This window comes from Stakelama sediminis, from assembly GCF_014199335.1.
Taxonomy (GTDB): domain Bacteria; phylum Pseudomonadota; class Alphaproteobacteria; order Sphingomonadales; family Sphingomonadaceae; genus Sphingomonas; species Sphingomonas sediminis.
This window is the reverse complement of record NZ_JACIJI010000018.1, coordinates 1-4,105: the sequence shown is the minus strand read 5'-3', so window position 1 is coordinate 4,105 and position 4,105 is coordinate 1. Positions and strand designations below refer to the sequence as shown.

3 protein-coding genes and 1 pseudogene are annotated in these 4,105 nt (G+C 54.5%); 2 read left to right on the top strand and 2 right to left on the bottom strand.

Annotated elements, in window-relative coordinates; all coding sequences use genetic code 11:
- Nucleotides 1–167 precede the first annotated feature (167 nt).
- Nucleotides 168–530 (top strand): annotated as a pseudogene (locus tag FHR23_RS16390) (integrase core domain-containing protein); the annotation flags it as partial.
- Between the two features lie 119 nt (nucleotides 531–649).
- On the opposite strand, the gene FHR23_RS16385 reads toward FHR23_RS16390, so the two are convergent.
- Nucleotides 650–1,900, bottom strand: coding sequence for a hypothetical protein (locus tag FHR23_RS16385; protein WP_184006146.1), 1,251 nt, complete (start codon nucleotides 1,898–1,900; stop codon nucleotides 650–652).
- A gap of 264 nt (nucleotides 1,901–2,164) precedes the next feature.
- Between FHR23_RS16385 and FHR23_RS16380 the strand changes: the two genes are divergently transcribed.
- The gene (locus FHR23_RS16380; protein ID WP_246359973.1) at nucleotides 2,165–2,575 is read left to right on the top strand and encodes a putative colanic acid biosynthesis acetyltransferase; all 411 of its coding nucleotides are present in this window, start codon (nucleotides 2,165–2,167) and stop codon (nucleotides 2,573–2,575) included.
- Nucleotides 2,576–2,796: 221 nt separating this feature from the next.
- Here the strand turns inward: FHR23_RS16380 and FHR23_RS16375 are convergent, their stop codons facing one another.
- Nucleotides 2,797–3,843, bottom strand: coding sequence for a tetratricopeptide repeat protein (locus FHR23_RS16375; RefSeq protein ID WP_184006142.1), 1,047 nt, complete (start codon nucleotides 3,841–3,843; stop codon nucleotides 2,797–2,799).
- Between the last annotated feature and the right edge of the window lie 262 nt (nucleotides 3,844–4,105).

Here is a 4,105-nt window from a genome sequence, read left to right as displayed (position 1 = left end):
CGAAGCCGAAGAACAATATTATGCTGCCGCGGACAACATCGATATGGCAGCGTGACTCACATCCAACGGCCTCCGGCAAACCCGGCGCGGTTCACTGCGGGCGCTACGCGCCCTTGTCTCCATCACGGCGAAAGCTGCCTTAAACGGGCAACTTCCCAATGTGCTATGGGACGGAGCTCACCAGCAACGCCGTGCTGGCATGGTGTGGCGAGATTGGCGTGGAGTGGCATTACATCGCGCCGGGAAGGCCGATGCAGAATGGCTACGTCGAGAGCTTCAATGGTCGCATGCGTGACGAGCTTCTCAACGAGACGCTGTTCATGAGTATGGCCCATGCCCGGGTCGAGATCGCCGCTTGGGTAGAAGACTACAACCAGGAGAGGCCGCACTCCTCCCTCGACTATGAGACCCCGGCGGCGTTCGCCGCAAAACTGGATAAGCAATGGCCTGCTTCGCTACGCCCTACGGGCTCCGCTACACAGGCCATTGCTTCAACCGCGCTCATGCGCAAAACAACCGCCCGGCTCTAATCCCAGCTGGAGGAAAACCGGGGGTCACGTCACTCAACTTGGACATCGACCGACGATCCGAAGGCCTATAGTGGTGATGGAGACGGCGAGAGGGGGCGGACCGTTTACCTGCCGACCTCCTATCGCCCGTAATCGAACCGCACATTTTTTCGACGGATATCGCTGCGCGCAGGCCGGAATTGACGCATGTTGCCCGACAGAAAGTCCGGCGTGTCGATAAAGGGTGGCGCGCCGTTCGCGCTGGTGACAGCGATATCGGTCAGCGATGTCTGTGCTGCCGCACCCTTCAGTTCCAGCGAGCCTGCGGAAAGCTTCACGTTGCTGAAATGAGCATAGGAATTGCTACCACCCAGCATAGCGCTCAGGTTCCCCCTCGAAAGCTGAATATTCTGGACGGTGACGTTGCGGCTGGGATTTATGAATTGCCCCCTGATCGCACCTGCGAAAAGGATTATACCCGAGTCGGCGATGACGCCGTCGACGGTGAAATCGGAGCATCCGTAGCAAGCGACCGAAGCAGTCTCCAGCCCGCTGTTTTTACTATATCGATCGGAAATATCGTTACCGGTAATGTTCTCGATCGTGAAATTGCGCCCGGCCTCGACATGGATCAACTGGCGAAGCGAGCGCCCCTTGATATTCCTGATGGTAAATTGCTTCACATATAGCTCGGGCGACCAATTTCGATCATAGGCGCGTCCGGCAAAGCCCACGCCGATACCCCAGTTCGGTTTTCCGCCTGTGTTATCGATCCCACTGATATCGAGATTGGTGACCAGGATGTCGGAATCATTCGGGCAGATATTCCATTCGACGGCATCGCCGGCAAGATTGGAAAAGGAACTGTTGCTGATGACGCCCCCAGCCATCTGCGAATCGGCGCCCGATCTCAGAATTCCGTAATTGGCGTCCCGGACGTCGATATCGTCGATTTTCACGTTTCGATAAGGTCCGGGTCCGGGTATTCGTATGGCCGCGAGATGGTACGAACCGGTGTAGCGAAAGCCTGAAATCGATACCGAGCCATCGACGATCGTAATCGGAACGTTGATGCAGGTCGCACCATTTTCAAATAGCACCGAACTGGCGCCGCCAATTATCAGTTGTGCGTTCGGGGTGCCTGAAAGGTCACTGCGAATGACAAGCTGCATTCCGTCCGGAACATGGACTGGCCCATCGATGCGCACCGGGGAGGTTGCTGCTTCGAAAATGACCGGCCCGGCTGCGCTTCTGCTACTTTCGAGCCAGCGCTGAAACTGATTTGCAGCGGGTGAAGCTGGCGGGACGGGCGTTCGTTGCGTCGTCAGCAGCGGAAGGAAAAGGCCGGATAAAATCACGGAGCGTCGATTGAACGTGCTTGGCGACGACATCTTTATCCTCCAATCCGGATCAGGCCGATGAATCTTGGCCTGACCGGTTGCGCCGGCTTTCCTGCGCGCATCCGTATGACTAACGAGTGAACTTGCAGGGGAGATGCAATGAACGATCGCAGACCGCTAGAGCCGTTAGCGCCGAGCCGGCGGCACGCGCCCAGTTTTTCGATGTCCAACAAACTGTTTCGTGTTTTCTGGCGAATATGCTGGTTGCTGCTGGCGCGGCCGACGCCGCCTCAGCTCCACCGCTGGCGGTGTCTTTTGCTGCGTGCTTTTGGCGCGAAGATCGGGGTGGATGCGCGCGTATATTCCGATTGCAAAATCTGGCTTCCTGCTAACCTGACGCTTGGCGATCGTTCGATCCTGGGTCGCGGCGTCGAATGCTATAATCAGGGAATGATCGAAATCGGATCGGATGTGGTCGTCTCGCAGGGCGTAACGCTATGCGCCAGCACGCACGAGTTCGAAGATCCGCTTTTTCCGTTAGTGCTGCGTCCCATCACGATCGGCAACGAGGTATGGGTCGCTGCCGAATCGTTTGTCGGCCCAGGCGTGACGATTGGTAGCGGAGCGGTGTTGGGCGCGCGTGGAGTAGCAATGCGCAATCTCGATCCCTGGACCATTTATTCCGGCAATTTGGCCAAGCCTATTCGGTCGCGCCGGCGACCCTGACGTCTGCTGACGGCAAAGCCCGCCCGAAAAACTGTGAACTGATGCGGTGGATGCCGCCATGGCACCGGCCAGCATCATACGATGCCCGGTGAGGGGAGGCATCCACCGCATCAGTTCAATCTCACTTTTCCCGAGGATACAGGCTATCGAACGAGTCCAAGGCTGAAGCCAGCATCCGACTGAAGTCGGAGGGGTTCCTCCTCAGCGAGGACTCTAAACATCTAGTTCGCTTTTAAAACGATATCGCTTATCCAACTAGAATGAGGGTTGAGCAAGCTAATAGCTTCCTTTTGTATAACCAGATTTTGAATTTGGCATCCGTTTTGGGGAATAGAAAAATTAGCTTCAAAGCTATTTTTATCACTACGTTGTGATGGTGTGAAACTGGTTATCCAGCTCTTATCATCGAGACATTGTAGTCGTATAGTTACACTTACATCGGGACTGCCGTCGTCTTGTGCAGTGCGCCATGAAATGGTGTAATTTCCAGGTTTTAACGTGACCACTTGGTTTGCAGCCGCAGTTCGCACTGACATCGATGAATTGATATGTAACGCTTTTCCTTTCAGAGGGTTAGGGGCATCCTCGACAGTCGCATCCATTCCCCCACGTGAATTTAAATGCCACGCAAACGGATTTGCGGTTGTCGAAGAATGGCCCGATTCAAAACTACCATCCGATAGCAACGCGTGATTTCCATTATCACAACTGTTCCGCCAGAATTGCTCTGCATCATAGATGGAGTCCTGCCGAACCATCCAATTCACCACCTGCGCTACCGCTTCGCAATCAACTGGCGCGCCTAGCGCTACGGCACGCTCAATAATCGACAGCCGACTATCCAATATAGCACCCGAGAGTTGACGAGCGCCGAGAATAAAACGTTCCTCCCATGGAGGTGTTTCTCGCAACAGGGCAATAAGAGCCTTCTGGCCTAACGCAGTTTCTGAAAGACCTTGCAAGGCATTTTCTACAGCTTCATTGTCCGAACCAATTCGAAGCAAAGCATCAATGCGCTGAGCAGCACCTTCGACATTGTCCGTCAATTGAGACTCTGCAAGCCAATAGAGTTGAGTTGGAATATTACGCCACCCAAGCGAGCCGGAAACGGTGAAGGCCGCCAGCGCGGCCTGGGGTTTCTCAAGATTCAAAAGAACGGTTCCAAGAGTCGCCGTCGCGGATGGGTCAATAGGATTGGTACGGACGTCCCTGATTGCATAAGGAAGCGCTGCGGCAGGATTATTTTCGGCCAGCAGCAGTCCTGCCATATGCCCAGCTCCCTCTCCACCAAAGAAGACTGGGCTAATATTTTGACTATATGGCGCAATACGGTCGCTTGCACTCACGATTGACAGAAGGATGAGGCAACATCCTATAAGGCTTCCTCCAATTGCATAGAATATTTTCATGGATTGTGCGGTGTGGGGTATTTGATGCTCACTCATGGTTATTGCCATATTGGTAGTATTGATAACCGTAATAGGCGTAACCGGAGTTGGCGTTTTTGGGGTTGAACTTGGTGAGGACGGC